Consider the following 26,525-nt stretch of genomic DNA (forward strand, 5'->3'; position numbering starts at 1 on the left):
CCTGCCTGTCACGCAGGGGGTCGCGGGTTCGAGCCCCGTCCGTTCCGCCACTTAATTGATAAGCCCTGACTTAATAAGTCAGGGCTTTTTCATGTCTAAAATTCAAGCTCAATTGTTGATTTAATTGCAATATTCTTCTGCTTATAAGCGGATTTTTCAGCAATAATAATGCTGCCACAATGCTCCTCATCGAAATCATTCACAAAACGATGAGGAAAACATGACAATCCCTGCCTTTGGTTTAGGTACCTTCCGCCTGCAAGACGATGTTGTAATTCATTCCGTAAAGACCGCACTGGAACTGGGTTATCGTGCCATCGACACCGCGCAAATCTATGAAAATGAGGCTGCTGTTGGCCAGGCCATCGCTGAAAGTGGCATAGCGCGTGATCAACTGTTTATTACCACCAAGATTTGGATCGAAAACCTCTCAGCAGAAAAACTGATACCGAGTTTGCAGCAGAGCCTGTCAAAACTACGTTCTGACTATGTCGATCTTACTCTGATTCACTGGCCATCTCCCGGTGCTGCGGTCTCAGTGAAGGAGAGCATGCAGGCATTAATGACCGCTAAAGAGATGGGCCTGACACGACAAATTGGAATCTCAAACTTCCCAATTGCGCTAATGAAAGAGGCAATTGAAGCGGTGGGTATCGAAAATATCGCAACCAACCAAATTGAGCTGCATCCTTTCCTGCAGAACCGAGAGGTCGTCGAGTTTGCAAAACAGCAGGGGATACATATTACGTCTTATATGACGCTGGCTTACGGTGAAGCATTGAAGGATGGCACGATTCAGGATATTGCACAAAAGCATCAGGCAACGCCTGCACAAGTTGTGCTGAGTTGGGCGATGCAATCAGGCTATGCCGTTATTCCTTCATCAACCAAGCGTGAAAACCTTGCCAGTAACATTGAGGCTGCTCGCGTTGAGCTTGATGCGGAAGATATGGCGCAAATCGCGGCCCTGGATCGCCAGCAGAGACTGGTGAGTCCTGAAGGCCTTGCACCAGACTGGGATTAAGTCAGATATTTATCAGCCCTGCATTCGCCAGGGCTGATGATTAACCCATTCACTGAGAAAGTCGATAAAGGCGCGTACGCGCTGACTCACTCCTAGATCACTGTAATAAACCGCATTAAAAGGCATTTCAACGGGCACGCGCTGTTCTGCCAATATCTCAATGAAGGTTCCATCCGCAATTTCGCTATCGACCATGTAATCGGACAGGCAAGCAATGCCCTGATCATCAAGGCACAGTTGTTTGATAGTTTCACCACTATTCGAGGACATTCCCGGCTCAATGTCATAGAGATCGCGGCCATTATCTGAAATTGGCCAGCGATTTAAACGCAATGGTTCAACAAAGCCAAGGCATTCATGGTGAGCAAGATCGGTTGTGGAAGTAGGAACGCCATATTTCGCTAAATATGCCGGGGTCGCTACCAGTTTGCGATAACTGATAAACAATAAGCGCGCCCGTAAAGTTGAGTCTGTCAGATTGCCTGCGCGAATGGCCACGTCGACCTTACGTTCAATCAGATTGATAAAACTCTCAGATGAAATCAGCGACAGGCTAACGTCAGGATAGCGCTCTCGAAAGGGTTTAATCATGGGAAGAATCAAATGCAGGATGACCGGTGTAGCGGCATCGATGCGCAGTACCCCTTTTGGTGCTTGCTGATGCTCCGTCAACTCATTCTCGGCAGTAGACATCTCCTGCATCAGTTTTTGCACGCGTCGGAAGTAGTGCTCACCTTCGTGTGTCAGTGCGAGTTGGCGCGTTGTGCGCGTCAGCAATGCCACACCCAATTTATTCTCAAGCTTTTTCACTGTGCGGCTAACGGCTGAATTGGCCATCTGTAATTGCTCGGCGGCTCGGCTAAAACTGCCGCTTTCGACCACGGCAATAAAGACTTTTAACTCATCTGATGACGCTTTCATTATGCTCTCCACAGCAAAAGTCTATTGTTACTTTGCACCTTTTTGTCATTAAAGCATGAGTCGATAATCACGCCCATCAAAACATTCCTGGGAGTTAATCATGCCACTTGCACTCTGGGCGCTGACCATCAGCGCCTTCGCTATCGGAACCACCGAATTTGTTATCGTGGGTCTGATCCCTACCATTGCAGAACAGCTCAGCATCACACTGCCTTCAGCAGGAATGCTGGTTTCTATCTATGCGCTGGGTGTCGCGATCGGCGCACCTGTACTCACCGCGTTTACTGGAAAGCAGCCGCGTAAGCAGTTGCTCATGGGTCTCATGGTGCTCTTCACAGCAGGTAACCTGGTGGCATGGTTAGCTCCCAACTATGAGACGCTGGTGATTGCGCGTCTGTTAACGGGGCTGGCACATGGCGTCTTCTTTTCTGTTGGGTCAACGATTGCTACGAGCCTGGTCAGCAAAGAAAAAGCGGCGAGTGCCATCGCCATTATGTTCGGTGGTTTAACCGTAGCACTGGTCACGGGCGTACCTCTGGGCACCTTGATTGGTCAGCACTTTGGCTGGCGTGAAAGTTTCCTTGCGGTTTCGCTGTTGGGTGTCATTGCATTGGTCAGCAGTATGATTCTGGTGCCGCGTAATATTGCGCAACCCCCTGTTACCACGCTGGCACAACAAGCTCGTGTTATGGTCAATCCTCGCCTGCTGCTCATTTATACCATCACGGCGCTGGGCTATGGCGGCGTATTCACGGCATTCACTTTTCTGGCGCCGATGATGCAGTCGCTGGCTGGGTTCTCACCTTCCGCAGTGAGTGTCATTTTGCTGGGATACGGTATTTCCGTGGCTATCGGTAATATTTGGGGCGGCAAACTGGCCGACCGTCATGGCGCAGTGTCTGCATTAACGCTGATATTTGCTGCATTGGCCGTATTGTTGCTGCTGTTTCAGTTTACCGCCAGTTCGCACTATATGGCGTTGGTGACAGTGTTGGTGATGGGAATCTTTGCTTTTGCTAACGTGCCGGGGTTACAGGTTTATGTGGTGCAGAAAGCAGAATCCTACGCACCTGGTGCAGTGGACGTGGCTTCAGGTCTGAATATTGCGGCGTTTAACATTGGTATCGCACTGGGCTCATTAGTAGGAGGGCATATCGTTGAGCACTACGGGTTGGCTCAAACGCCTTGGGTCGGTGCAGTAATCGTATTTTTCGCGCTATTACTGGTACGTTTGAGCGGTCAACTTGACAAGTCGCGTGCAGAATTAGCGGCGGAGTAGGGCCACTAAAAATCGCCAGATGAAGTGAACCCCGAAAGTGGGATATCCAGCAAGTAGGGGAATTAGCTTCATTTTGCTGTGAAGCTAATTCCGACAATCAACAACGCCAATTGAAACCCTGCCCTAAAATCCCTATAACTGTCAGGTGAAGTTGTAGTCGTAAATCAGCCAGGCGGGAAAGTGCGAAAGAAAACTTATGCAATGCGTTATACAGCGGGTCAGCCTGCAGAGCGGATATTCCCGCCTGGGGCGATGTTGCATCTGGGGCAGGCGCTGCCGCCTGGTGCACCGTTACCTGCGGATCCTGCCTTGCGGGTTTTGGTGTGGAATATCTTCAAACAGCAGCGGGCAGACTGGATGTCCGTGCTGCAAGGTTTCGGCAAAGATGCTCACCTGGTTTTACTCCAGGAAGCACAAACCACCCCTGAGCTGGTCAAATTCGCCACCAGTAACTATCTGGCGGCCGATCAGGTACCTGCCTTCGTCTTACCTCAGCACCCTTCAGGCGTGATGACGCTGGCTTCTGCGCATCCTGTGTATTGCTGTCCATTGCGTGAACGCGAACCTTTGTTACGCTTGGCTAAGTCGGCGCTGGTGACGGCCTATCCACTGCCGACTGGCGAGATGCTGATGGTGGTCAACATCCACGCGGTGAATTTCAGCCTTGGCGTGGATGTCTACAGCAAGCAACTCGGGCCGATTGGCGAACAGATTCAACACCACCGCGGACCGGTGATCATGGCCGGCGATTTCAACGCCTGGAGCCGCCAGCGCATGAACGCGCTTTATCGCTTTGCTGAAGAGATGACATTGCAGGAAGTGAATTTCACGGATGACCATCGCCGTAAAGCGTTTGGTCGTCCTTTAGATTTTGTCTTCTACCGGGATATGAAAGTCAGTGAGGCTTCTGTGCTGGTCACACGCGCTTCTGATCACAATCCACTGCTGGTTGAGTTCAATTCAACGTATCCCATCGGGCGTTAATATACGCATGCTGTCTGACAACTGACTAAAGAATAAGCTGAAGGATGTCGGCGAGAAGGGTTGAGGACGGCAGAAAAATGAAAAAGGCTGACAAAAGTCAGCCTTTTCGACGCATTAGGTATCAGGTGTTGCGCTATTCTTCACAAACAGCGTGAGCTTATCGCCCGGCTGAATGTCTTTAGCGTCACTGTTCCAGCGCATAACATCCTGGGTGTTCACACCATGACGTTTTGCAATACTGGCAAAAGAATCACCCTTACGTACACGGTAGGTGATGCTGTTGCCGTTATCAGCCAACTGCGTTGCTTTGCCGCCAACAGTCAGCTTCTGACCGATGCGAACTGAAGCACTTCGCAGGTTGTTCTGCTGTTTCAGTGCACTGACGCTAACGCCAAGCTTGTTAGCAATTGCCGACAAGGTGTCGCCTTTGCGTACCGTATAGTTGTTTCCTGCTGCACTGACTTTCGCCATTTCAACAGGCTGCACGGATGCAATGTCACCGGATGCCAGTGAATTGCGCAGCTTAGCAACGTTGGACTTAGGCACCATAATATAGTGCGGTCCGTTTGGCGCAGTGGTGCCATTTTTATAACCGGCGTTGAAGCTCTTCAACTTGTTGAGCGACATACCGGCCATATCTGCGGCCTGCGTCAGTTCAATTTGCTGCCCCACTTCAACACGTGCTAAAGCACGGCTTTCGTTTGGAGTCGGCAACTTGATACCGTACTGCTTGTTGTTCTTGAGGATTTCACTCAAGGCCAACATCTTAGGTACATAGACCGTAGTTTCGCGTGGTAACGATAAGTGCCAGAAATCAGTCGGCTTGCCGCGCGCCTTATTCTGTTTTATCGCTTTCAGCACTCGTCCTTCACCGCTGTTATAGGCGGCCACTGTTAACAACCAGTCACCGTCAAACATACCGTTCAGACGCTGCATCATATCCAGCGCAACTTTGGTCGAGGCCACCACATCGCGGCGTCCGTCATACCATTGGTTCTGTTTCAAACCATAGTTTTTGCCCGTTTGTGCAACAATCTGCCAGATGCCAGCGGCATTCGCAGAAGATGTTGCATGTGGGTCAAAAGCGCTCTCCACTATGGGTAGCAGTACCAGTTCCATCGGCATTTTACGTTTCTGTATCTGCTCGACAATCCAGTACATGTACGGCTCTGCCCGTAATGTTACATCGTGGAGATAGCTCTTATTTTTTAAAAACTTTGTTTTTTGTTCGCGGATCCGGGGGTTTTCCGGAATCCCCATCTTCAACTCGTCACTAATGTGATTCCAGAGATCGGTATCTTCTGCGAGGCTTGTTCCATCATCCTGCCAGCGCTGCGATAATAATTGATCTCCGTACTTTCCATTTTCACCTTGACCAGCTGAAGACAGGCTCTGTGCATGCTGTACGGGGATATTGGCGTCATTCCTTGATGCCTGACATCCTACCAGCAAGACCGAGGCGAGTAATATCGCTTTAGCCTTCATGTGTGTGTCAATAGTTCGCTTAAAAGACGAGCAACTATACGTTAGGGGTACACACAACACAACCTTAAATATCAAAAACGGTCTTTCTTCCCGCGTAGATCAGCGAAAGTTTGCCATAAGGGAGAGGAAGTAACATTAGTCCCTAAAGCCTTTTGTAAATCAGCATCTTGCGTTCGGAGAAATAAATTTATTTCCCGCTCTAAGGCCAATTTTGTTGGCAAAGTGATGCTGTTTTCTGCGCGTAAGTCCTTAATTTGCTGATACCTTGCCAAAATTTTGGGGTCATGAGGCAGAATAGCCGCAGCAAACTTCATATTGGATAAAGTGTACTCATGAGCGCAACAAATCAGGGTATCTGCAGGAAGTTTATTAAGCTTTTGAAATGAATCAAACATTTGTTCTGCTGTGCCTTCAAATAATCTTCCACAACCGCCAGAAAACATCGTGTCACCACAGAAAAGATAAGGTGAACTGAAATATGAGATATGTCCTAAAGTGTGTCCGGGTGTTGCGATGACACGGAAATTTAGCCCAAGCAGGGTAAATTCATCATTCTCGGCGACGATATGTTTTGCCCCCTTATCCGCCGTTTCCTCTGGCCCGTAAACCGCCATATCGGGATAGTGTTGCAGTAACTCGGCGACACCGTCGACGTGGTCGTGATGATGATGCGTGAGCAAAATGGCCACCGGTTGCCACTTGTTGACTCTGATTTTATCCAGCACCGGTTGAGCCTCGCCGGGATCGACTATCAGGCAGTTTTTATCATCGTCCGTCAGTGTCCAGATGTAGTTATCCTGCAACGCGGGAATACTGGTAAGATTCATAAACACCTCTCAGGTCGTAGAAAAAGGATGATGGTAGAGCATGAAGCCAGCGAAAACACGCCAAATTCTGACTGCGCCGCGCTCCTGGCGCGATATGCCATGGGGCGATTATTTTCGCGATGCACTCACGCAGCAGTTGCAGCCTTACCTTGGAAAGCTGTATGGCTTTCATATGCTTAAACTTGGCAGCCTTAGCGCAGAAATCAATACCAGCCAGTGTGCCATATCGCATCAGGTAAATGTGGGCATTGAGGGCGATGACTTGCAGGTGATCGCCAATACCACGCAATTACCTTTTGAAGCGAAATCGATTGATGCCTGCCTGATGGCGCATACCCTGGCGTGGAGTCAGGATCCCCATCGCGTGCTACGAGAAGTGGATCGCGTCCTGATTGACGATGGTTGGATGATTATCAGCGGGTTCAACCCGTTCAGCCTGCTCGGTATCAGCAAAGGTATCCCGGGTTTGCACGCCCGCGCGCCATGGAGCGGACGCATGTTCAGCCAGGTACGCTTGCTCGACTGGCTCAGCCTGCTCAACTATGAAGTGGTTTATCGCACCCGTTTTCAAGTGGTGCCGTGGCATCGGCAGGGCGGCAAAGTGATCAGTGCGCACCTGCCCGCGCTGGGATGTCTGAACATTGTGGTGGCACGCAAACGAACATTCCCATTAACGCCCACCAAAGCGAAGAAGAGCTTAAACAAAGCGCAGGTCAGGCAAACGGTAAATGCCACGCGCCAGTTTCGTGAAGTGAAGGATCAGGATTCGACCTGATAGCCAACATCATCCTGGGTGGGATGACCGGCCGCGCTGCGCGCCAGTTCATCGCAGCGTTCATTTTCCGGGTGACCGGCGTGGCCTTTTACCCATTCCCACTTGATTTCATGGTGGCTGAGCGCAAGATCGAGTCGCTTCCAGAGATCGACATTTTTCACCGGCTTTTTATCGGCCGTTTTCCAGCCGCGCTTTTTCCAGTTATGAATCCAGCTGGTGATGCCCTGACGCACATACTGACTGTCGGTGCTGAGCACCACTTCGCAGGGCTGCGTTAACGCTTCTAACGCCACAATCGCCGCCATCATTTCCATGCGGTTGTTGGTGGTGAGTCGATAGCCGGTGCTAAACTCTTTTTCATGCGCGCCATAGCGTAAAATGGCGCCGTAACCGCCGGGGCCGGGATTGCCCAGGCAGGATCCATCGGTGAATATCTCTACCTGTTTGCGCATCTCTGGTAGACTTCCTTCTGACAAAACGCCAAGTCTGACATAAAACGAGTCCTATGAGCACTGCAAATAACCGCCAGATCGTCCTCGATACCGAAACCACCGGCATGAACATGATCGGTGTGCACTATGAAGGACATCGCATCATTGAAATCGGTGCGGTTGAGGTCATTAACCGTCGCCTGACCGGCAACAACTTCCATATGTATCTCAAGCCCGATCGGCTGGTGGATCCGGAAGCCTTTGGTGTACACGGTATTGCCGATGAGTTTCTTGCCGATAAGCCCATGTTTGCAGACATCGCTGATGAATTCCTGGAATACATCCGTGGTGCGGAGTTGGTGATCCACAACGCCTCGTTCGATATCGGCTTTATGGACTATGAGTTTGGCATGCTGAAGCGCGACATCGGCAAAACCGACACCTTCTGTCAGGTGACGGATAGCCTGGCGATGGCGCGTAAAATGTATCCAGGCAAGCGCAACAGCCTTGATGCGCTCTGTAATCGTTACGAAATCGACAACAGCAAACGAACGCTGCACGGCGCATTGCTCGATGCCGAAATCCTGGCGGAAGTGTTCCTGATGATGACGGGCGGCCAAACTTCGCTGGCCTTCTCCGCGGATGTCGATCAGAACAGCCAAAATACCGGCGATAACATCCAGCGCATTGTGCGTCCGAGTTCAGGATTACGCGTGGTCAACGCCAGCGATGATGAGATCATCGCACATGAAAGTCGTCTGGATTTGGTGCTGAAGAAGGGCGGAAGCTGCCTGTGGCGTGCCTGAATGGGCTGAATTTGCGTGGAAAAGCAACGTTAAGTCGAAAAAATCGGCAAACGATTCATTCCCTCAGAAAAAGCATTGACGGTTCATAAGGCTGCCATTAATATTCGCCTCGTTCTCGACGGGGAACAAAGCGCGGAGCGGTAGTTCAGTTGGTTAGAATACCTGCCTGTCACGCAGGGGGTCGCGGGTTCGAGCCCCGTCCGTTCCGCCAATCATTAAAGAAGCCGATGCAGAAATGCATCGGCTTTTTGCTTTTTCAGGCTGGCATCGGCGCCAACCTGATCATTAGATCAATCCTTCTGCACCGCCACTTCCTGACGGTAAGTCCCCACAGAGACTTCACGATCGGCGCGTGCCAGCCAGCGATAGCAACCCGCACCTAATGCCACACCAATAAACCAGCTGAAGTTTGCAACAGCATGCAGTGACGGAATAAAGCTGATCACCAGGCAAATACCTACCGACGGCAGCAGTGCAGCAATCGCTTTCGGGTTAAAGCCACCGCGATACCAGTAGCGTCCCTTTGGCGTGTCATCAAACAGGTCGTCCACGTAAACCTTGCTGCGCTTAATCAGATAGAAATCGGCCACCAAAATGCCAAACAGCGGTCCGATAAAGGAGCCCAGCACATCCAGCGTGTAATGAATCAACTCCGGTGACTGGAACAGATTCCATGGCGTCAGCAGTACAGAACCCACTGCGGCAATCATTCCGCCGGTACGGAAACTGATTTTCTGCGGTGAGCAGTTTGAGAAGTCGAACGCCGGGGAAACAAAGTTTGCCACGATGTTGATGCCGATAGTGGCGATAATCATGGTGAGTAAACCAATCGCGACGGCGACATCATTGCCAACCATGCTCACGGTCTCAATCGGATCGGTAATCATGCGGCCGAACAGCGACTGCGTACCCGACACGATCACCACGGTGACAATCGAGAACAGCAGAAAGTTAAACGGCAGGCCCCAGCGGTTACCCCGGCGGATTTCCCCCATGCTTTTGCCGTAGCGAGAGAAGTCACCAAAGTTGAGCAGTGGACCGGAGAAATAGGAGACCACTAATGCGGTGGCGGTGATCATCTGCCAGGTTTGCTCACCAGTGCTCAACTGCTTGCTGGCCAGCGTAAAGGAGATACCGTCAAAGCCGGTTTTGTATACAATCCAGCCCGCTAGCGCCACCATCACCACGTAGACAGCCGGACCCGCCACATCGATAAAGCGTTTAATCGCGCTCATGCCGTGCCAGAACACCATGGCCTGCAGGAACCACATCACACCGAAACAGCACCAGCCCAGTTGAGATAATCCCAGCCAGCTGCTTTGCGTCATGCCACTCAGTGAAGGTAAGAACTTCAGCAGCACCAGCATTAGTGCGTTGGCAGCTAAGTAGGTTTGAATGCCATACCAGGCGAAGGCGATCAGGCCGCGAATCACCGCGGGGATATTGGCACCAAACACGCCGAATGCCTGCCGTGAAATCACCGCGTAAGGTACGCCTGCCATCTGACTCGGTTTGGCGACGAGATTGGCACACAGCTGCACGATGCAGATACCCACTAACAGACAAAGCAGTACCTGCCAGCTCGCCAGTCCCAGGGTAAAGAAGCTGGCGGCGACCACATAGCCGCCCATGCTGTGCACATCCGACATCCAGAAAGAGAAAATGTTATACCACGACCAATTCTGGTCGCGCGTCGGCGCCAGATCCTCGTTACACAGGCGTGGACTGTAGTGGGCGTTGGCTCCAGAGGCCACCCCGGAGGTCACTTCAGAATGATTTGGCATGAAACCTGCTCCTCTCACAACATGGGAAAATTAATCACAACGTGAAACGGTATTGCAGGATCCAGGCCAGAATTGATTTCTTGTATACAAAAAATTAATTTCACGTATACGATATGACTGTGCACAGTCACTGACCGGAGCAGGTAATGAAGAGCGAAACAGGCCAGAAAACGGCGGCCGATCTGAATGATCGCGACGAACCCATCTATCAGGCGTTACTCACCGCCATTGTGGAACATCAGCTGCCACCGGGCAGTAAATTGCCAGAAGAGGCACTATCAGAAGTGTTTGGTGTGAGCCGAACCGGCATTCGCAAGGTGCTGCAGCGCCTCGCCGCGGTGCAAATGATCACCCTGTCGCCCAGGCGTGGTGCACAAGTGGCCACGCCGGGCGTTGATGAGGCGCGCGATATCTTTGCCACACGCAGCTTACTCGAGTGCGCCAATTTGCCCGCGGTGCTGGCTCACGTGCAGCCACCGCACCTTGCTGCCCTGAGCACACTCATCGAGAAAGAGCAGCAGGCACACGAACAGCACGATGGCGCAGCGGCAATTCGGCTCTCTGCGGCTTTTCATATTCAGCTACAGGCGATTTCCGGTAATCAGGTGCTGACGGATATGGTGACGCGCCTGACACAGCGCTCATCATTAGTGATTGCCGCCTATGGTGCGCCCTGGCAGCGCGGGTGTCGTTGCGATCATCATGACCGGCTGGTGGATCTACTGCGGCAGAAAGATCTTCCCGCGCTCACCGCAGCCTTACAGCATCATTTCGAACATATCGTGGCGAGCCTGCATTTTGAGCGCAGCGGCGAAACGTTACCCGATTTCACCCGGTTATTTTCCGGTCACAATGGAGCTGCATCATGAGCCTGATTCAGGTGATCAACCCCAATACCAGCCTGGCGATGACGGAAACCATCGGTGCAGCCGCGCGTGCGGTAGCGGCACCAGGGACTGAAATCCTGGCCGTGTGCCCGAGCGAGGGGGTGCCTTCGATTGAAGGGCATTTCGATGAAGCCATTGCGGCAATCGGCGTACTGGAACAGGTCAAGCTAGGCAAAGCACAGGGTGTGAGTGGCCACATTATTGCCTGCTTCGGCGATCCGGGATTGCTGGCCGCGCGTGAACTGGCCAGCGGTCCGGTGATCGGTATTGCGGAAGCCGCGATGCACACGGCAACGCTGGTGGCGACACGCTTTTCAATCGTCACTACGCTACCGCGCACCCTGGTGATTGCCCGCCATCTGCTGCAGCAATATGGCTTTACCCATCATTGTGCGGCGTTGCACGCTATCGATCTTCCGGTGCTGGCGCTGGAAGATGGCAGCGGTGTGGCGCAGGAAAAAGTGCGCCAGCGTTGCATTCAGGCGAAGCGAGAAGATGGCAGTGGCGCGATAGTGCTGGGCTGTGGCGGTATGGCCTCACTGGCGCAAGAGTTGACGAAAGAGTTGGGCTTGCCGGTAATAGATGGTGTCAGCGCTGCAGTAAAAATGGTGGAATCGCTGGTGGCGCTCGGCTTTGGCACCAGCAAACACGGGGATTTAGATTACCCGATTGAAAAAGCGCTCAGCGGGGCATTTCAGCACCTAAACTAAGGGCTGGTTGGGGACTGACTAAGGAATTTACAGAATGAGTGATGTATCTGAAAAGAAAGAGTACAGCTTCAACAAAAACTACCCGCGTGACCTGATTGGCTATGCTAACCATCCGCCGCACGCACAGTGGCCGGGCAACGCGAAAGTGGCGGTGCAGTTTGTCCTCAACTATGAAGAGGGGGCAGAAAACAACGTGCTGCACGGCGATGCAGGTTCTGAGCAATTCCTGTCCGATATCATTGGCGCCGCCAGCTACGCCGACCGCCATATGTCGATGGATTCTCTCTATGAATACGGTTCGCGCGCAGGCTTTTGGCGCATTCACAACGAGTTCCAGAAGCGCGGATTGCCATTAACGGTTTTCGGCGTGGCGATGGCGCTGGCGCGTCATCCGGAGATTGTTGACGCAATCAAAACCGCGGATTACGACGTAGTCAGTCATGGCTGGCGCTGGATCCATTATCAGTCGATGGATGCCAAAACCGAACGTCAGCACATGCAGCAGGCGGTGGATGTACTGCGCGATCTGTTTGGTAAAGCGCCCACCGGTTGGTATACCGGTCGCGACAGCCCCAACACCCGCCGCTTAGTGGTGGAGAACGGTGGCTTCAGTTATGACAGCGATTACTACGGCGACGATCTTCCGTTCTGGACGCAGGTAACGTGCCAGGATGGCACGGTGAAACCCCATCTGATCATTCCTTACACGCTGGAATGTAACGATATGCGCTTCGCCTCGCCGCAGGGTTTTAATACCGCCGAGCAGTTCTTTGTCTATCTGCGTGACACCTTTGATGTGTTGTATGAAGAGGGCGACACCGCGCCGAAGATGATGTCGATTGGCATGCACTGTCGACTGCTGGGCCGCCCGGGCAAATTCCGCGCCTTGCAGCGTTTCCTCGACCATATCCAGCAGCATGAGAATGTGTGGATTTGTACGCGCCAGCAAATCGCTGAACACTGGATGGAGACGCACCCGGCTCCTGCTGTTTAGCGACCTGCGATACTCCGCGCCGACACATTGGGCCGGTACGACATGAACTGTCGTACCGGGCCTGACCACGCCCGTTAAGTCATACTGACGAGCATCGGTTTATCACGCTAGCTCATTAAACTCACCTGCGCCGCGACAATCCGCCAGCCGTAAGGCATGCGCACCCATGTTTGTTGCTGGCGACCCATCTTCTCCACGCCTTCACGCGTGAACTCAGTGCTGCACACCGCGTAGTCATCTCCAAAGGTGGTGATCACCGTATTACGTAGCGTGCGATCCAATCCCTTCGATGGACGGGCAGCGCGAAATGCACGGATCTCATCAATGCCATACAGATTTTCCCCGGCGCCCAAACGCACGGTGCGATCGTCGTGCCAGAACAACTCATCCAGCACATCAACATTGTTGCTAACCAGCGCTTCTTCATAGCGATAAAACGCAGCGGTTACCTCAGCCAGCACAGCAGGACGATCAATATGTTCAGGTGTCATGGTTACGCATCCATCAGGGTGGTTTGTGGCAGGGTCAACCCTTGCTGCTGCAGCGCCCAGGCGGCGCGCAGTGCAAGATGTTCTTTAAACGGTGCAGCGATTAACTGTAAGCCAATCGGTAATCCGCTGGCAGTTTGCAAAGGCACGGTACAGACCGGCAAGCCGAGGAAGGAAATCGGCTGCGTCAGCATGCCCATACTGGCGCGCGTCGGCAAATCCTGGCCGTTAATGTGAATCGTCTCTTGCCCAATGGTGGTGGCGGTGCAAGGGGTCGCCGGTGCAATCAGGACATCGAATTGTTCAAACAGGGGTAACACCTGCTGTTGGAAATGACGGCGGAAGCGCTGCGCCTGCACATACCACGCGGAAGGCAGCATCGCACCGGCCAGCAGACGCTCGCGAGAGTTCGGTTCGAATTGCTCGGGCATATTGCGCAAAGCGGGCAGATAATGATTGCCGCCTTCTGAGGCGGTGAGGATGAAGGCTGCTGAGCGGGCAATTTCCGCGTTGGCTAACGTGACTTCTTCGCTGGCATCCAGCGCTTGTGCCACCACTTTCACGGCGGCGCGCGTTTCCTCGCTGCACCAGGTCGAAAAGAAACCGCCCAGCACTGCGCTACGTATGCCTTCTGCGCCTTTTACTAATCCGTCACTGGCCGGTTCCTTCGCCTGCGCTGCCTGGAAAGCATCGCTGGCATCGTGACCTTGCAGCGCATCGTACACCAGACTCAAATCTTCCACCGAGCGAGCGAACGGACCGATATGATCGAGGCTGGCAACAAAAGGATGACTGCCACTGCGCGATAAGCGACCAAAGGTCGGTTTGAGTCCATAGATACCGCACAACGAGGCCGGCACGCGGATCGAACCATTGGTATCGGTGCCTAGTGAGAAGTGCACTAAGCCTGACGCGACGGCCGCCGCCGAGCCGCCCGAAGAACCACCGGCCACGCGGCTCAAATCGCGCGGATTATGGGTCGGGCCGTAATGGGTGTTTTCGGTGGTAAAGCCGTAAGCATAAGCATCCATATTCAGCATGCCGGTGAGCAGTGCGCCGGACTGACGCAGTTGACTCACCGCCCACGCATCTTCGCGGGCCGCTGCACGTTCACTGAACAAGCTGGCACCCGCAAGGGTGCTGTGACCGGCAACATCAAAAAGGTTTTTAACCGCATAAGGAATACCCGCCAGCACAGGCAATACTTCACCGCGCTGGCGTTGTAAATCGACCTGATCCGCCTCGCGCAACATGCGCTGACTGGTGACTTCGGTCCACGCATTGAGCGCTGGATTGTGCTGTTCAATGGCGTTCAACGTCTGTTGCGCCACTTCACGGGCGCTAATATCACCCTGATTCAGCGCATGATTGAGCGCTTCGATGGATAACGATGCCAGTTTCATGGATGGAACACTCCTGCCACTTCCAGCCGGTCATCCAGCGGGAAAGCCATGAGCGGTTCAGCCATGGCGGCGATGCGATTGAACTGCACCAGCAATTCAGCGCGACGTGCTTCGTCCAGCTCCAGAGCCAGAATCTGTTCCATTTGAGCGATATAAGCCGCCCAGTCCGGTTGCGAATGCATGATGGTTTCCTTTAAAAGCCGGCTGCGCTGCCGTTGCTACGTGGATCGAAGGCACCTTCCAGCATGCCGTTGTTGTGTCTGACGATGGCGCCAGCGTGGCCGACGACTTCGCTGAAATCAGGCAGCAGCTCAACGTCATGGCCGAGTTCGCGCAACTGCTGCACCGTTTCTGCTGACATGCGCGCTTCGAGTTTGAGAGAGTCAGAGGATTGTCCCCAGGTTCGCCCCAGCAACCAGCGCGGTGCACTGACCGCCTGTTGCAGTGGCTGTCCCTGAATGACGTGGCGGGTAAAAATCGCCGCCTGCGTTTGTGGTTGGCCATCGCCCCCCATTGATCCGTAAACCATCGTGCGACCATCTTTCAGGCGAGCAGCCGCTGGATTTAAGGTATGGAACGGTTGTTTACCAGGTTCCAGCGCCAGCAGATGGCCCGGTTGCAGGCTAAAGGCGGCACCACGGTTTTGCCAGGTAATGCCTGTGCCCGGCAATACGACGCCGCTGCCAAATTCGTGATAGATACTTTGGATAAAGGAGACGGCTAAGCCGCTGCTGTCCATCACGCCCATCCACACGGTATCGCCAGGACCTCGTCCGGTTCCCCACGGTGCGGCTTGCTGGTGGTTAATTTGCGCCGCCAGTGTGGCAAGGTGATCGGCATCGAGCAGCTCTTGCACATTGAAGTCGATGTGACGTGGATCGGTGATGTGTTTGTCGCGCAAGGCAAAGGCTTTTTTGGTGGCCTCAACAATGCGGTGCACGGTTTGTGCCTCATCCGCCTCTGCCATGTTCAACCGGTCGGTGATGCCCAGAATTGCCAGCGATACCAAACCTTGCGTCGGTGGCGTCATATTCCAGATGTCGCCCTCGCTGTGTGCCAGATGTAACGGCGTGCAGCGGCGCGCGTGCTGTTTCTGAAGATCTTCCAGGGTGATCGGCATACCCAGCGCGGTCATTTCACGTGCCAGATGGTGGGCCAGCTCGCCGCGATAGAAACTCTCCAGACCCTGTTCACTCAACACGCTAAGCGTATTGGCAAGCGCGGGCTGGGTAAAACGGCTACCGGCGCCAGGCACGGTGCCGTCAGGCAAGAAGGTCGCAACGAAGCCAGGCTGATCAAGCAATTCATGTTGCTTTGCGGCAGTGGCCGCAGCCTGCGATGCGGTAACAGGAATGCCATCGGCAGCATAGCGAATGGCGTCACGCAGTAAACGGGCTAACGGCAACGGCGCAGAACCTAGCTCTTCAGCCAGCGTTAACGCCTCCTGCCAGCCACTCACCGTGCCCGCTACAGTTAGCGCGGCTTTAGGACCGCGATGCGGAATGTGGCTTTCGCCGTGATAGAAGTCGAGGTGCGCCAGCGAGCCTGCTGCGCCACTGGCATCGATAGCGATAGGATCGCCGTTGGGCGGCACGACCAACCAAAAGCCATCGCCACCCAAGCCGTTCATGTGCGGATAGACAACCGCGATAGTGGCTGCGGCCGCCACCATCGCTTCAATCGCGTTACCGCCTTCGCGTAAAACCGCCAGTGCGCTTTCACTGGCGAGATGATGTGGGGTGACGGCCATGCCGAGCGGGGCCATGTTGCTCTGTATCATAGTGAACTCTTCATCATTGTTTCTTTTGTAGGGGGATTGGGTTAGTGGTCGCCGTAATGGTAGCCCCTACAAATCCGTGAGGTGATCTAAGCAAGAGCTGTTCCAGTTTTGGTCGGACATCAATGTGGATCGATTTGTGCTAGCTTGTGATGAAACGAAAGTTACAGGACCCATGATGAAACAGCTTGATGAACGCCTTCGCAGTCACTATCCGCAGCTGTCGCCGCAGGAGCAGCGTATTGCTGATTTTGTGTTTGACCATTTTGATGACCTGATCAGCTACAACAGCGCAGAGCTGGCGCGGCTGAGCGGGGTATCGAAGGCGACAGTCAGCCGCCTGTTTAAACGTCTGGGCTATGAGAAATACAAGGACATGCGTGATGAGCTGCGTACGCTGCGTCAGAGCGGCATGCCCCTCACCGACAACCGCGATGCGGTGCAGGGCAATACCTTACTGTCGCGTCATTACAAGCAGGAGATGGCGAACCTGACGCAGTGGGTGAACAGCATCGACCCGCAGCAGTTTGGCGAAGTGATTCAGGCGATGGGTGACGCAAAGCGGGTGTTTATTATCGGCATGCGTAACGCCTATCCGGTGGCATTGCACCTGCGCCAGCAGTTAATGCAGGCGCGTCCGCAGGTACATGTGCTCCCGCAACCCGGCCAGACGCTGGGCGAGGAGTTGGTGGATATCACATCCGAAGATATCGTGGTGGTGATGGCCTTCCGTCGCCGTCCACGCATCATCCGCCCCCTGATGCAGCAGCTACAGCAGAGCAACATCCCGGTGCTGGCGCTGTGCGAGCCGCAGGCGCAAGGCATTATCACCCTGGCACACTGGCAGCTGTGTGCGCCGCTCGACAGCGTCTCCGCCTTTGATAGCTATGCCTCGGCGATGAGTCTGATCAACCTGCTGGCGAATGCACTGCTGCATGAAATGCTGTCGCAAGGTCGTCAGCGTATTCATCAAATTGCCGATCTTTATCAGCATCTGGATGAACTGGAACACCGATAGTGGGCACCACTTTGGTGCTTTGCACCTTTTTGGATCGGGTTTTTATGCGGGCTTAAAGCCCGTTTTTATCGCCCCAAACTCCGTGTTTATTCGTTTTTCTTCCCTTTACTCCTCGCACCCTGTGGTTGGCACATTAGTTGCAAATCGTTTAATCAAGAATCTTTTGTTTCACGATAAACTCACCGGGGTGCATAATGAAAAAAGTTTTACTGGCAGTCGCAGGCGCAGCATTGCTGATGGCTCAGGTCGGCAGTGCGATGGCCGATCAGCTACAAGACATTCAGAAGCGTGGCGTCATCCGCATTGCGGTGCCGCAGGACTTCCCGCCGTTTGGTTCAGTTGGCACGGATTTGCAGCCGCAGGGCTATGACATCGACATGGCCAAGTACCTGGCAAAGGAGATGAAACTGAAGTTGCAGCTGGTCCCTGTTTCCAGCGCCAACCGCGTGCCGTATCTGCAAACCGATAAAGTGGATCTGGTGATCTCCAGCATGGGCAAAAACGCCGAACGCGAGAAAGTGATCGATTTCAGCCGTGCCTATGCGCCGTTCTTCCTCGGCGTATTTGGTCCAAAAGGCGAGCCACTGAAAGATGCGGCGGCATTGAGCGGCAAATCAATTGGTGTGACGCGCGGTGCAGTGGAAGACATGGTGTTGAGCGATGTGGCGCCAAAAGATGCTCAGGTAAAGCGTTATGAAGATAACAACACCACGCTGTCAGCCTATCTTTCTGGTCAAGTGCAGTACGTCGCGACCGGTAACCTCGTGGTAGCGGCCATTGCGCGCCAGAACGCAGAAAAAGCACCGGTGCCGCAGTTCATGCTGAAAGATTCACCGTGCTTTATCGGTCTGAAGAAAGATGAACCGGCGCTGAAAGACAAAGTGAATGCGTTGATTGAGCAGGGCATCAAAGACGGTACGCTGAACAAGCTGTCAGAAGAGTGGCTGAAAGCCCCACTGCCAGCCAACCTCGGCGCATAACGCAATGATTGGGCAACTCAATTTTGCAGATCTCTGGCCGCACTGGCCAGAGTTACTGGCAGGGCTGTGGGTCACGATTCAGATAACGGTTCTCGCCACGGTGGGCGGGGTGAGTCTGGGGATTCTCGGCGCGGCGCTGCGCAGTGGCAAACCGAGCTGGGCGAGTCGCATCTGGGGCGTTTATGTCGAGCTGATCCGTAACACGCCATTCGTGGTACAGCTGTTTTTTATCGTCTTTGGTTTGCCCAATCTTGGTCTGAAACTGACGGCGGGCGAAGCAGCGCTGCTGGCGATGTTGATTAACCTTGGCGCGTATAGCACTGAAATTATCCGTGCCGGGATTCAGGTGACGCCGAAAGGGCAGTGGGAAGCGGGCCGTGTGCTGGGGTTGACCCGCACGCAGACCTTTATCCGCGTGGTACTGCCGCCGTCGCTGCAACGAATTTATCCGGCGCTGGTCAGCCAGTGCATCATTGTGATGCTGGGTTCATCGGTGGTGTCGCAGGTGTCGTACGAAGAGCTGACCTTCGCCGCCAACCTGATTCAGTCGCGTACTTTCTTGAGTTTTGAAGTCTATCTGGTGACCACGCTGATCTATCTGGCGTTGTCGATTGCCATGCGACAGCTGCTGCTGGCGCTGGGGCGTAAATGGTTTGGAGCGCAGCCCGCATGACAACCTTTACTGACTGGGACATCCTGCGCAACCTGCTGCTGGCGGCGCGCTGGACGATTTTACTGTCGCTGGTGGCCTTCTTTGGCGGCACGCTGGTGACCTTGCCATTGCTGTTTTTGCGTCTGCTAAAACGCCCCTGGCTGACGCGCTTGATTCGCTGCTACACCGAACTGTTTCAAGGCACGCCGTTGTTAATGCAGTTGTTCCTCGCCTTCTTTGGCGTCGGGCTGTTTGGCATTGATGTGGCGCCCTGGACCGCTGCTTCGCTGGCATTGACCTTCTACACCAGCGCATTTTTGGTGGATATCTGGCACGGCAGTATTCGTGCGCTGCCAAAAGGCCAGTGGGAAGCATCGCGCTGCCTCGGCCTGAGTTTTGGTCAAACGCTGTTTCGCGTGGTGGCACCACAGGCGATTCGCATCGCCATCGCGCCGACCGTGGGCTTTGCCGTTCAGGTGATCAAAGGCACCGCGCTGGCATCGATTATCGGTTTCGTCGAGCTGACTAAAGCCGGCACTATTTTGAACAATGTGACGTATCAGCCCTTTAAGGTATTTGGCCTGGTGGCGCTGGGTTACTTCCTGATGTGTTATCCGCTGTCGCGTTACAGCCAGTACCTGGAGAAAAAATTCAATGCCGCTCATCACCATTAATCAGGTCCAGAAGTACTACGGCGACAACCACGTTCTGAAAGGTGTCGATCTGGATATCGACAACGGCGAGGTGATTTCGATCATCGGCCGCAGCGGCTCGGGAAAAAGTACCTTGCTGCGCTGCATGAACGGACTGGAAGGCTACCAGGAAGGCAGCATCAAACTCGGCGGTATGACGATCACCGACCGTGAATCACAGGCGCGTGAAATCAGCCGCTCGGTGGGCATGGTGTTCCAGAACTTCAACCTGTTCCCGCACATGACCGCGCTGGAAAACGTGATGCTGGCGCCGCGCCGGGTACTGAAGAAAAGCGAAACTGAATGCCGCGAGCTGGCGACGCAGATGCTGGAGAAAGTCGGCCTTGGCGAACGCATTAACTACTACCCGGCCAATTTATCCGGTGGACAACAACAGCGCGTGGCGATTGCCCGTGCGCTGGCGATGCAGCCGAAAGTATTACTCTGTGACGAGATCACCTCAGCGCTCGATCCTGAACTGGTGGGCGAAGTGCTGAAGGTGCTGGAACAGCTAGCTGCCGAAGGCATGACCTTGATCCTCGTTACCCATGAAATGAACTTCGCCCGTGATGTGGGCGATCGCGTGGTGTTTATGCATCAGGGCCGCGTCTGGGAGCAGGGCGACAGCAAAACGCTGTTTGCCAATCCGCAGACCGCCGAGCTTAAACAGTTTATCTCCACCGTCCGTCTTTAAGTCTTCAAAAGGAATAGCACATGGATATCAGTCAGTTTTCGCAAATTAATCCACCACAACGCCTGCTGATGGGGCCTGGTCCTATCAACGCCGATCCGCGTGTCCTGCGCGCCATGTCGAGCCAGTTGCTGGGTCAGTACGATCCGGCGATGACGCACTACATGAATGAAGTGATGGCGCTGTACCGTGGTGTATTTCGTACCGAAAACCGCTGGACCATGTTGATTGACGGCACCTCGCGCGCCGGTATCGAAGCGATTCTGCTCTCGGCTATCCGTCCGGGCGACAAAGTGCTGGTGCCGGTGTTTGGCCGCTTTGGCCATCTGCTGTGTGAGATTGCCCGCCGCTGCCGCGCCGAAGTGCACACTATTGAAGTGCCGTGGGGCGAAGTATTCACCCCTGACCAAATTGAAGACGCGATCAAAAAGGTGCAGCCACGCCTGCTGCTAACGGTGCAGGGCGATACCTCCACCACCATGCTGCAACCGCTGGAACAACTCGGTGCCATCTGCCAGAAATATGGCGTGCTGTTCTATACCGATGCCACCGCTTCACTGGGCGGTAACGCGCTGGAAACTGATGCCTGGGGGCTGGATGCGGTCTCTGCCGGTATGCAGAAGTGCCTTGGCGGCCCGTCGGGCACTTCGCCGATCACCCTCAGCCCACAGATGGAAGCGGTGATCCGCAAACGTAAGTGTGTGGAAGAGGGCATCCGTACCGCGGATCATCAGGATGGCGATGAGGAGATGATCTACTCCAACTATTTCGATCTCGGCATGATCATGGATTACTGGGGGCCGGAGCGTCTGAACCACCATACCGAAGCCACCACCGCGCTGTTTGGTGCACGTGAGTGCGCGCGTTTGATGATGCAGGAAGGGCTGGATAAAGGCATTGCACGTCATAAGTTGCATGGCGAGGCGATGCTGAAAGGTATTCAGGGCATGGGCCTCGAAACCTTTGGTGACCTGAAACACAAGATGAACAACGTCCTCGGTGTGGTGATCCCGCAGGGCGTGAATGGCGATCAGGTGCGCAAATTGGTGTTGGAAGATTTTGGTATTGAGATCGGCACCTCGTTTGGCCCGCTGCACGGCAAAGTGTGGCGCATCGGCACCATGGGCTACAACGCGCGCAAAGATTGCGTGATGCAAACCCTGAGCGCGCTGGAAGCGGTATTGAACCATGTGGGTTACCGTTCGACACAAGGCGCGGCCATGCAGGCGGCGTGGGATCATTACGGGAGCCACGCATGAGCAACAGCCTGATGACCGCCAGCGAGGCGCAGTCCGCCGCTGCCCGCGTCATGGCACGCTGCGATGCCCTGGCTGAAATCAGTGAAAGTGAGGATGGCCTGACGCGTGTCTATCTCTCGCCTGAACAGGTCCGCGCCAACGCCCGCGTGGCAGAATGGATGCAGGCGGCCGGCATGATCACCTGGCAAGATGCGGTGGGCAATATCTGCGGTCGTTATGAGTCTGCTGAACCCGGCGCGCAGGCGCTGCTGCTGGGCTCTCATCTGGACACGGTGCGCAATGCCGGGCGCTATGACGGCATGCTGGGTGTGCTGAGTGCCATTGAAACCGTACAGTGGCTGCACGATCGTCAGCTGCGCCTACCGCTGGCGATTGAGATTGTCGGGTTCGGCGATGAAGAGGGCACACGCTTTGGCATCACGCTGTTGGGCAGCCGGGGTATTACCGGCACATGGCCCGAGAGTTGGGTAACGCATCTGGATGGAAACGGTATAACTGTGGCGGAAGCGATGCAGGATCTCGGTCTGGACGCTGCCAACATTTTGCAGGCGGCACGCGACGTTAACGACATTGCGGCTTACCTCGAGCTGCACATTGAACAAGGGCCGTGTCTGGAACAGGAAGATCTGGCGCTTGGCGTGGTGACCGCTATTAACGGCGCGCGTCGTTTGAATTGCCGCTTTATCGGTGAAGCGGGCCACGCTGGCACGGTGCCGATGACCCATCGTAAAGACGCACTGGCCGCCGCCGCCGAGTGGATGGTGTTTGTTGAGCACACCACCGCCGAGCAAGATCCCCAACTGGTGGCCACGGTCGGCACCCTGAGCTGTTTGCCGGGCGCAGTGAATGTTATCCCCGGTGAAGTGCAGTTTTCACTGGATGTGCGTGGGCCGCAGGATGAGCCGCTGGAGCGCCTGTTGTCCGCGCTGCTGACACAAGCCGAAGCGATTGCCTTGCGGCGTGGACTGACTTTTACCGCCAGCGAGTATTACCGTATTGCGGCAACCGCCTGCGATGGACGTTTGCAACAGGCGCTAAGCCACGCGGTGGAAACAGTGCAGGGCCGTAGCGTTTCTTTGCCAAGCGGCGCAGGGCACGACGCGATTGCGATCGCCGATCGCTGGCCTGTGGGTATGCTGTTCGTGCGCAACCATCGCGGTATTAGCCATCATCCAGCCGAGTCCGTGCAGGTAGCGGATGTGGCGCTAGGCGTGCAGGCTTATCTGCAAGCGGTCAACGATCTGGCACAGGCTTAAGGAGCCGTTGCATGGAGTTAGCGGTGTTTAACGATGCCACGCCCAATGAGGCACACACAGCGATAGCCCACTGCGTGGCGATTCCTGACTGGCAGCAGGCGCTGGTGGCCGCACGGCCTTTCGCCGATGTTTCAGCGCTCTATAAGACCGCTGAAACGCTGGCAAAGCGCTGGCAAGGTGCCGAACTGGAACAGGCATTACGCGCGCACCCACGTATTGGTGAAAAAGCCGCGGGCGCGGGCAAAGAGGCAGTATTGTCACGCAATGAGCAGTCGGCGATGCAGCAGGCCGATGGCGCGCTGCAATTTGCCATGCTGGCGGGCAATCAATCCTATGAACAGCGCTTCAGCCGGGTGTTTTTGATTCGCGCCAAAGGACGCAGTGGCGAGGAGATGCTGGCGGAATTGCAGCGCAGGCTCAACAATGATGCAGAGACAGAGCAGCAGGAAGCGCTGACGCAACTGCGTGAAATCACCCTGTTACGGCTTAAGGAGAGCATTATATGAGCACCATTACCACTCACATTCTGGATACCGCGCTGGGTAAACCCGCCATCGGCGTGGCCATATCTCTGGAGCAGAACAGCCCGGAAGGCTGGTTGCCGATCGCGGAGGGTGAAACCGACAGCGATGGCCGTATCAAGGATTTAACGCCTGAGCCGTTAGCGCCAGGCCATTATCGATTGACCGCAGAGATCGGTGACTATTTCGCTGCTGACGGACGCGATGCGCTGTACGTCAGTGCACAGATTGATTTTGTGATAGGTTCAGCGGGCAGCCATTATCATCTGCCGTTCCTGATCTCACCGTGGTCGTGGTCAACCTATCGCGGCAGCTAATTTAGTCACGGCCACCCTAAATGGCGGCCCTGCAACACTCCAATGACTGCAGGGCGCGCATTTTGGTACACCTGCTGTAAACGATACCGGTTTAATGACGCATTCATGCACACCCGTCTGTAAACGACACCTGTTTTAATGACGCATTTATGCGTAGCTGGCCGCGAATGACACCTGTCTTAGTGACGAAATTATGCGCGATTGGCGATAAGTCCCTACTTTCTGTGCGCCTTGTCACACGCTGCGCTTGAAAGACAGTAACTATCAAAACCTTCGGTTCATCCAAATATATTCTTTCACAAGGTACGGTTATCTTTACCGGACAATGTGAAGCAAACGGAGCCGAAAAATGAGCACGCACGACAATAACGATAATGCAGCAGCGTCAGGTAAGTGCCCCTTTCATCACGGGGCGTCTGAAGAAAAAAGCGTACTGGCACGTGGCGCGGGGAGCGGAACAACCAACCGCGACTGGTGGCCAAATATGTTACGTGTCGACCTGTTAAACCAGCACTCCAGCCGTTCCAATCCCCTCAGTGAAAACTTCAACTACCGCGACGAGTTCAGCAAGCTGGATTACCCGGCATTAAAAGCGGATATCCGCGCTATTCTGACCGACTCTCAATCCTGGTGGCCAGCCGACTGGGGCAGCTATATTGGGCTGTTCATTCGCATGGCGTGGCACAGTGCCGGTACTTACCGCACCGTGGATGGTCGTGGCGGTTCCGGCCGTGGTCAGCAGCGTTTCGCACCGCTGAACTCCTGGCCGGATAACGTCAGCCTCGATAAAGCGCGTCGCCTGCTGTGGCCGGTGAAGCAGAAGTACGGGCAGAAAATTTCCTGGGCCGATCTCTACATTCTGGCGGGCAACGTATCGCTGGAGAACGCCGGTTTCCGCACCTTCGGCTTTGGTGCCGGACGTGAAGATGTGTGGGAACCGGATATGGATGTGGATTGGGGTAACGAAACTGAATGGCTGGCGCATCGCCACCCAGAAAGTCTTGCCAATGCGCCGGTGGGTGCCACCGAAATGGGTCTGATTTACGTCAACCCGGAAGGCCCGGAAGCCAGCGGCGATCCAAAATCAGCTGCGCCAGCCATTCGTGCCACCTTTGGCAATATGGGCATGAACGATGAAGAGATCGTCGCGCTGATTGCCGGTGGTCATACATTGGGTAAAACGCACGGTGCGGCTGCCGCCAGCCATGTAGGTGTTGATCCAGAAGCCTCGCCTCTGGAAGCGCAGGGCCTCGGCTGGAGCAGCAGCTACGGCAGTGGCGCAGGTGCGGATGCCATTACTTCCGGCCTGGAAGTGGTATGGACACAGACACCTACCCAGTGGAGCAACTACTTCTTCGAGAACCTGTTCAAATACGAATGGGTGCAGACACACAGCCCAGCGGGTGCGATCCAGTTTGAAGCGGTGGATGCAGAAGCGATCATTCCAGACCCGTTCGATCCGGAGAAAAAGCGTAAGCCCACCATGCTGGTGACCGATCTGACGCTGCGTTTTGACGAAGAGTTCGGCAAGATCTCTCGCCGTTTCCTCAACGATCCGCAGGCGTTCAATGAAGCTTTTGCCCGTGCCTGGTTCAAACTGACCCATCGTGATATGGGGCCAAAAGCGCGTTACATCGGCCCTGAAGTGCCGAAGGAAGATCTGATTTGGCAGGATCCGTTGCCAGCGGCAACACATCAGCCAGGCGCTGATGACATCACTGACCTGAAAGCAAAAATTGCCGCTTCAGGGTTAAGTGCCAGCCAACTGGTCTCTGCTGCCTGGGCATCTGCTTCGACTTTCCGTGGCGGTGATAAACGTGGCGGTGCCAACGGTGCACGTCTGGCACTGGCACCGCAAAACGGTTGGGCGGTCAATGCCAGCGTGATTCATGATGTGCTGCCAACTCTGCAGAAAATTCAGCAGGAGTCAGGTAAAGCGTCATTGGCGGATGTGATTGTGCTGGCCGGCAGCGTCGGCATTGAACTGGCTGCCGCAGCGGCAGGTGTCGCGGTACAAGTGCCGTTTATTCCGGGCCGCGTCGATGCGCGTCAGGACCAGACTGAGGTTGAGTCGTTCGATGTGCTGCAACCGCTGGCGGATGGTTTCCGTAACTATCGTCGCATCGCAGGTGGCTCATCCACCGAAACCTTGTTGCTGGATAAAGCACAACAACTGACGCTGAGCGCACCGGAATTAACCGTGCTGCTGGGTGGTCTGCGCGTGCTGGGCACCAACTTCGATGGTAGTCAGCACGGTGTGTTCACCGATCGTGTCGGCGTACTGAGCAATGACTTCTTCGTCAATCTGCTGGATATGCGCACCGCATGGCGCGCTACCGATGAGAGCGCCGAACTGTTCGAAGGCCGCGATCGTGCCAGTGGTGAAGTGAAATACAGCGCCACGCGCGCCGACCTGGTGTTTGGTTCCAACGCCATCCTGCGTGCACTGGCCGAAGTCTATGCCAGCAGCGATGCCAAACAGAAGTTCGTCAATGACTTCGTGGCAGCCTGGACCAAGGTGATGAATCTGGATCGCTTCGAGCTGTAATCAAACTCAAGCCGCA

At 54.6% G+C, this 26,525-nt stretch carries 27 protein-coding genes and 1 tRNA gene; 19 read left to right on the forward strand and 9 right to left on the reverse strand.

What is annotated here, in order from left to right; all coding sequences use genetic code 11:
• The first annotated feature begins 220 nt into the window (after positions 1 to 220).
• The gene (gene dkgB / locus IAE30_RS10205; protein WP_200679493.1) at positions 221 to 1,024 is read left to right on the forward strand and encodes a 2,5-didehydrogluconate reductase DkgB; all 804 of its coding nucleotides are present in this window, start codon (positions 221 to 223) and stop codon (positions 1,022 to 1,024) included.
• Positions 1,025 to 1,036: 12 nt separating this feature from the next.
• Here dkgB and yafC read toward each other — a convergent pair whose 3' ends face one another.
• Positions 1,037 to 1,945 carry a DNA-binding transcriptional regulator YafC gene (yafC, locus tag IAE30_RS10210; RefSeq protein ID WP_045813700.1) on the reverse strand — a complete coding sequence of 303 codons (909 nt, stop codon included), beginning with the start codon at positions 1,943 to 1,945 and terminating at the stop codon, positions 1,037 to 1,039.
• 100 nt (positions 1,946 to 2,045) lie between these two features.
• On the opposite strand from yafC, the gene IAE30_RS10215 reads away from it, so the two are divergent.
• Positions 2,046 to 3,224: an MFS transporter gene (locus IAE30_RS10215; protein WP_200679495.1), complete on the forward strand. Its 1,179-nt coding sequence runs from the start codon at positions 2,046 to 2,048 to the stop codon at positions 3,222 to 3,224.
• Between the two features lie 180 nt (positions 3,225 to 3,404).
• Positions 3,405 to 4,208: an endonuclease/exonuclease/phosphatase family protein gene (locus tag IAE30_RS10220; protein WP_038648861.1), complete on the forward strand. Its 804-nt coding sequence runs from the start codon at positions 3,405 to 3,407 to the stop codon at positions 4,206 to 4,208.
• A 114-nt stretch (positions 4,209 to 4,322) separates the two neighbouring features.
• Here IAE30_RS10220 and mltD read toward each other — a convergent pair whose 3' ends face one another.
• Together mltD and gloB are read right to left on the reverse strand one after the other, a co-directional pair.
• A complete protein-coding gene (gene mltD, locus IAE30_RS10225; protein WP_034825415.1) occupies positions 4,323 to 5,693 on the reverse strand; it encodes a murein transglycosylase D in 1,371 nt (456 codons plus the stop codon).
• 71 nt (positions 5,694 to 5,764) lie between these two features.
• Entirely contained in the window at positions 5,765 to 6,520 is a 756-nt protein-coding gene (gene gloB, locus IAE30_RS10230) for a hydroxyacylglutathione hydrolase (RefSeq protein ID WP_200538248.1), read from the reverse strand.
• 40 nt (positions 6,521 to 6,560) lie between these two features.
• Between gloB and IAE30_RS10235 the strand changes: the two genes are divergently transcribed.
• The gene (locus tag IAE30_RS10235; RefSeq protein WP_038648855.1) at positions 6,561 to 7,295 is read left to right on the forward strand and encodes a class I SAM-dependent methyltransferase; all 735 of its coding nucleotides are present in this window, start codon (positions 6,561 to 6,563) and stop codon (positions 7,293 to 7,295) included.
• Here the strand turns inward: IAE30_RS10235 and rnhA are convergent.
• The gene (rnhA, locus tag IAE30_RS10240) at positions 7,280 to 7,747 is read right to left on the reverse strand and encodes a ribonuclease HI (protein ID WP_200538249.1); all 468 of its coding nucleotides are present in this window, start codon (positions 7,745 to 7,747) and stop codon (positions 7,280 to 7,282) included. The two genes, IAE30_RS10235 and rnhA, sit on opposite strands and share 16 nt — an antisense overlap.
• A gap of 53 nt (positions 7,748 to 7,800) precedes the next feature.
• Between rnhA and dnaQ the strand changes: the two genes are divergently transcribed.
• Complete coding sequence (gene dnaQ, locus IAE30_RS10245) at positions 7,801 to 8,532, forward strand: DNA polymerase III subunit epsilon (RefSeq protein ID WP_038648850.1); 732 nt, start codon at positions 7,801 to 7,803, stop codon at positions 8,530 to 8,532.
• Positions 8,533 to 8,666: 134 nt separating this feature from the next.
• Positions 8,667 to 8,743: transfer RNA gene (locus IAE30_RS10250), tRNA-Asp, on the forward strand.
• 79 nt (positions 8,744 to 8,822) lie between these two features.
• Here the strand turns inward: IAE30_RS10250 and IAE30_RS10255 are convergent.
• Complete coding sequence (locus IAE30_RS10255) at positions 8,823 to 10,316, reverse strand: NCS1 family nucleobase:cation symporter-1 (RefSeq protein WP_200679497.1); 1,494 nt, start codon at positions 10,314 to 10,316, stop codon at positions 8,823 to 8,825.
• Positions 10,317 to 10,462: 146 nt separating this feature from the next.
• Between IAE30_RS10255 and IAE30_RS10260 the strand changes: the two genes are divergently transcribed.
• The 3 genes from IAE30_RS10260 to puuE are packed head-to-tail and all read left to right on the forward strand — an operon-like array spanning position 10,463 to position 12,907.
• The gene (locus IAE30_RS10260; RefSeq protein WP_200538250.1) at positions 10,463 to 11,185 is read left to right on the forward strand and encodes a GntR family transcriptional regulator; all 723 of its coding nucleotides are present in this window, start codon (positions 10,463 to 10,465) and stop codon (positions 11,183 to 11,185) included.
• On the forward strand, positions 11,182 to 11,913 hold the full coding sequence (gene hpxA, locus IAE30_RS10265) for an allantoin racemase (RefSeq protein WP_045813705.1): 732 nt from the start codon (positions 11,182 to 11,184) through the stop codon (positions 11,911 to 11,913). Before IAE30_RS10260 ends, hpxA begins: the two co-directional genes overlap by 4 nt.
• Before the next feature lie 34 nt (positions 11,914 to 11,947).
• Complete coding sequence (puuE, locus tag IAE30_RS10270; RefSeq protein ID WP_045813706.1) at positions 11,948 to 12,907, forward strand: allantoinase PuuE; 960 nt, start codon at positions 11,948 to 11,950, stop codon at positions 12,905 to 12,907.
• A 107-nt stretch (positions 12,908 to 13,014) separates the two neighbouring features.
• Here puuE and hpxZ read toward each other — a convergent pair whose 3' ends face one another.
• Genes hpxZ through IAE30_RS10290 form a run of 4 tightly spaced genes read right to left on the reverse strand, consistent with a single transcriptional unit; the run spans position 13,015 to position 16,578 of the window.
• Positions 13,015 to 13,398: an oxalurate catabolism protein HpxZ gene (gene hpxZ, locus IAE30_RS10275; protein WP_038648839.1), complete on the reverse strand. Its 384-nt coding sequence runs from the start codon at positions 13,396 to 13,398 to the stop codon at positions 13,015 to 13,017.
• Positions 13,399 to 13,400: 2 nt separating this feature from the next.
• Entirely contained in the window at positions 13,401 to 14,798 is a 1,398-nt protein-coding gene (locus IAE30_RS10280; protein ID WP_200679499.1) for an AtzE family amidohydrolase, read from the reverse strand.
• On the reverse strand, positions 14,795 to 14,980 hold the full coding sequence (hpxX, locus tag IAE30_RS10285; RefSeq protein ID WP_034825399.1) for an oxalurate catabolism protein HpxX: 186 nt from the start codon (positions 14,978 to 14,980) through the stop codon (positions 14,795 to 14,797). The genes IAE30_RS10280 and hpxX overlap by 4 nt, the downstream gene beginning before the upstream one ends.
• Before the next feature lie 11 nt (positions 14,981 to 14,991).
• On the reverse strand, positions 14,992 to 16,578 hold the full coding sequence (locus IAE30_RS10290; RefSeq protein ID WP_200679501.1) for a gamma-glutamyltransferase family protein: 1,587 nt from the start codon (positions 16,576 to 16,578) through the stop codon (positions 14,992 to 14,994).
• A gap of 175 nt (positions 16,579 to 16,753) precedes the next feature.
• Between IAE30_RS10290 and hpxU the strand changes: the two genes are divergently transcribed.
• From hpxU to katG, 10 genes are all read left to right on the forward strand, one after another.
• The gene (hpxU, locus tag IAE30_RS10295; protein WP_038648833.1) at positions 16,754 to 17,593 is read left to right on the forward strand and encodes a MurR/RpiR family transcriptional regulator HpxU; all 840 of its coding nucleotides are present in this window, start codon (positions 16,754 to 16,756) and stop codon (positions 17,591 to 17,593) included.
• Between the two features lie 194 nt (positions 17,594 to 17,787).
• A complete protein-coding gene (locus IAE30_RS10300; RefSeq protein WP_038648830.1) occupies positions 17,788 to 18,573 on the forward strand; it encodes a transporter substrate-binding domain-containing protein in 786 nt (261 codons plus the stop codon).
• Positions 18,574 to 18,577: 4 nt separating this feature from the next.
• Positions 18,578 to 19,246, forward strand: a complete 669-nt coding sequence (locus IAE30_RS10305; RefSeq protein ID WP_038648825.1) for an amino acid ABC transporter permease — start codon at positions 18,578 to 18,580, stop codon at positions 19,244 to 19,246.
• Positions 19,243 to 19,899, forward strand: coding sequence for an amino acid ABC transporter permease (locus IAE30_RS10310; protein ID WP_045813713.1), 657 nt, complete (start codon positions 19,243 to 19,245; stop codon positions 19,897 to 19,899). Before IAE30_RS10305 ends, IAE30_RS10310 begins: the two co-directional genes overlap by 4 nt.
• Positions 19,880 to 20,611, forward strand: coding sequence for an amino acid ABC transporter ATP-binding protein (locus IAE30_RS10315; protein ID WP_038648820.1), 732 nt, complete (start codon positions 19,880 to 19,882; stop codon positions 20,609 to 20,611). Before IAE30_RS10310 ends, IAE30_RS10315 begins: the two co-directional genes overlap by 20 nt.
• Positions 20,612 to 20,631: 20 nt before the next feature.
• Positions 20,632 to 21,867, forward strand: a complete 1,236-nt coding sequence (locus tag IAE30_RS10320) for an alanine--glyoxylate aminotransferase family protein (RefSeq protein WP_045813714.1) — start codon at positions 20,632 to 20,634, stop codon at positions 21,865 to 21,867.
• On the forward strand, positions 21,864 to 23,123 hold the full coding sequence (gene hpxK, locus IAE30_RS10325) for an allantoate amidohydrolase (RefSeq protein ID WP_200679509.1): 1,260 nt from the start codon (positions 21,864 to 21,866) through the stop codon (positions 23,121 to 23,123). Before IAE30_RS10320 ends, hpxK begins: the two co-directional genes overlap by 4 nt.
• An 11-nt stretch (positions 23,124 to 23,134) precedes the next feature.
• Positions 23,135 to 23,629, forward strand: a complete 495-nt coding sequence (gene uraD, locus IAE30_RS10330) for a 2-oxo-4-hydroxy-4-carboxy-5-ureidoimidazoline decarboxylase (protein WP_045813716.1) — start codon at positions 23,135 to 23,137, stop codon at positions 23,627 to 23,629.
• A complete protein-coding gene (gene uraH, locus IAE30_RS10335) occupies positions 23,626 to 23,961 on the forward strand; it encodes a hydroxyisourate hydrolase (RefSeq protein WP_097117562.1) in 336 nt (111 codons plus the stop codon). The genes uraD and uraH overlap by 4 nt, the downstream gene beginning before the upstream one ends.
• 349 nt (positions 23,962 to 24,310) lie before the next feature.
• Positions 24,311 to 26,509, forward strand: a complete 2,199-nt coding sequence (gene katG / locus IAE30_RS10340; protein WP_200679513.1) for a catalase/peroxidase HPI — start codon at positions 24,311 to 24,313, stop codon at positions 26,507 to 26,509.
• The last annotated feature ends 16 nt before the right edge of the window (positions 26,510 to 26,525 follow it).

Source organism: Pantoea sp. S61 (assembly GCF_016625145.1).
GTDB lineage: Bacteria > Pseudomonadota > Gammaproteobacteria > Enterobacterales > Enterobacteriaceae > Pantoea > Pantoea rwandensis_B.